We start from the raw sequence: 2338 nt of genomic DNA, 5'->3' as shown, positions 1-2338 counted from the left end.
ATGGCTTCAGGTATGACTGGTATGAGAGCTGCAGGAGACCTTGTTGCAAGAATGGAGTTCTCAAAGAATATGCGCATAGGTGAGGCAAAAGAGTACGTTGCAAAGAAACTCGGGGTCGACAAGATGGACCTTGTAGACGAGCACGTTATGCGCGAACTGCGTGAAGAACTTGATATTGGTATTATAACGTCAGTACCAGGCGCTGCAAAGGGTATTGCTGCAAAGATGAACATTGAAAAGTTGCTCGGTATTAAGATTAATTCCTGCAATCTCTTCAGAAAGCAGATAGCGTAAAGAAAAGCTCCAGAATAACTAAGAAGATACGAAAAAGCGGATATAGATCTCCTGTAGATCTTTCTCAGAATATTTCTTGATAATGTTTCTAGGCGATGTTTCTGGAAGATATCTCTTGGAGATATTTCTGGAAAATAGTTCTGGAAGATATTTCTTGATAATATTCTGGGAAGGCTTGATTTTCCTGATTTTCCACTTTTTCCATTTGCAGGCTTTTATGAGTCGATTTATGCTGCAAGAGCTGTGCGAATCGTCAATTTCCGTCTATAGTAATTATAGGAGTGTGTTTGAAAATGAGCGACGAAAACAGTGAAAACGGAGGGCTCCAGCGAACAATTGATTGGAAGCAAGGACTTGCAATTGCCCTGGGGGTTCCTGTGCTGATCCTGCCGTCCATAGGTTATTTTGCAAATTATGTCTGGGCCTTTGCAATCATTATCTGGGCGCTATCTGTCTTTCAGGGTTTCATGCAAAATTTTGCTTACGGAGAACTTGCCACAATGTTCCCGAAAGCATCCGGGCTTCCAGGGTACGCCCAGAGTGTTTTTACGGGTAACGCAAATAACCGATATGACCTTAGCAAATTGCTTGGAGGTTTCAGTGCCTGGAGTTACTGGTTTGCCTGGAATCCGGTTCTTGCAATCTATTCAATTTTGATCGGAAGCTATCTTAAAGGCCTGGTCCCTGCACTTGCAGGTGTGCCTGACCTTGTTGTTTACCTGGCGTCCGGTGCAGTCGTATTCGTGCTTCTTATCCTGGTTAATTATCGCGGGCTATCGGGTGGAGCAAAGCTCGGGTACATTCTTGCCGTGCTTTCGCTTGCCCCACTTATCATTATTGCCCTTGCGCCTTTCGTAACCGGGCACTTTGAGATCAGTAATATTACCGGTGCCTGGCTTCCCACAAACTGGAGTTGGGATATCCAGCATATCCTGATCTTGCTCGGGCTTTTTGCAATGGCTCAGTGGAGTGCCTGCGCCTGGGAAACCGCAGCGATCTACGGGCCCGAATATAAACAGCCCAAATCAGATGTCCCAAAAGCCCTCTTTATCTGCGGTGCGATATGTCTTGTGACCTTCATTCTTGTCCAGGCAGCCTGTACAGGAGCTCTGGGAATTGAAGGAATCCTGGACGAACCGGTTTCTCCAATGCTGCCTATAGCCCAGATGACCCTTGGTCCTATAGGTGGATCTCTGACTATCTTCATGTTGATTGCGGCAATGGTTCTTATTATCCAGACTGCCTTCCTTGGAGCTTCAAGGGCCATGTATTCCATGGCTGAAGAAGGAAATCTGCCAGGGTTCTTTGGAAAAATGAATTCACATGGAACTCCAGTCAACGCAATGATCGTCATTGCCCTCCTGAATATGGGTTTCATCTGCCTGGGAACTCCTGCAGCTATAGTTGCAGCTTCAGCAATAGGTTATGTCTGTGCCAACGGGATAAGTCTGCTCGCGTATGTTAAGGCAAAAATTGACCCGAGGTTCTCTAAGCTTGAAAGACCGTTCAAAGCTCCTGGAAGCTGGCAATACGTAGCCCTTTTCTTTGGGTTTTTTAACCTCCCTCTGTGTCTTATTGGGATAATATACCTTAACAGTCTTGAGTTAGGCTGGACTTCAACGATAGTTGGCTTCGTGGTGCTTGCCCTTTATCTCCCTCTCTGGTACTATTCCCAAAATGAAAACAGGACAACTTTAGAGACGGATAATTCCCTATCAGGCGAGTCCACGATATAAAGGGCGCAAAGAGACATTACAAAAGTAAATCCGAAAATTTCCACCGTTTTCATTTTTCGGAAACCGGTCAAACTCGTGAGTCGATAAATATTATCGGATCATGAGTTCTGTTTCTGGTGCAAAAAGGGTTAGCAGAAAATAGGTGGCTACAGGATACATAATCTATATGCGGTAGTATTAATTTATAGATAATAATATTAATTTACAGATAATAATATTAATTTGCAGATAATAATATTAATTTATAGATAATAATATTAATTTACAGATAATAATATTAATTTACAGATAATAATATTAATTTATAG

1 protein-coding gene and 1 pseudogene are annotated in these 2338 nt (G+C 43.1%); both read left to right on the top strand.

What is annotated here, in order from left to right:
• Positions 1-294: pseudogene (locus A9239_RS14480) on the top strand ([dimethylamine--corrinoid protein] Co-methyltransferase); the annotation flags it as partial.
• A gap of 293 nt (positions 295-587) precedes the next feature.
• On the top strand, positions 588-2030 hold the full coding sequence (locus tag A9239_RS14475) for an APC family permease (RefSeq protein WP_048119280.1): 1443 nt from the start codon (positions 588-590) through the stop codon (positions 2028-2030).
• The last annotated feature ends 308 nt before the right edge of the window (positions 2031-2338 follow it).

The sequence above is a fragment of the Methanosarcina sp. A14 genome, from assembly GCF_001729375.1.
In the GTDB taxonomy this organism is placed as follows: domain Archaea; phylum Halobacteriota; class Methanosarcinia; order Methanosarcinales; family Methanosarcinaceae; genus Methanosarcina; species Methanosarcina barkeri.
Note: the sequence above shows the minus strand (reverse complement) of the source record. Positions and strands in the feature narration are given on the sequence as shown.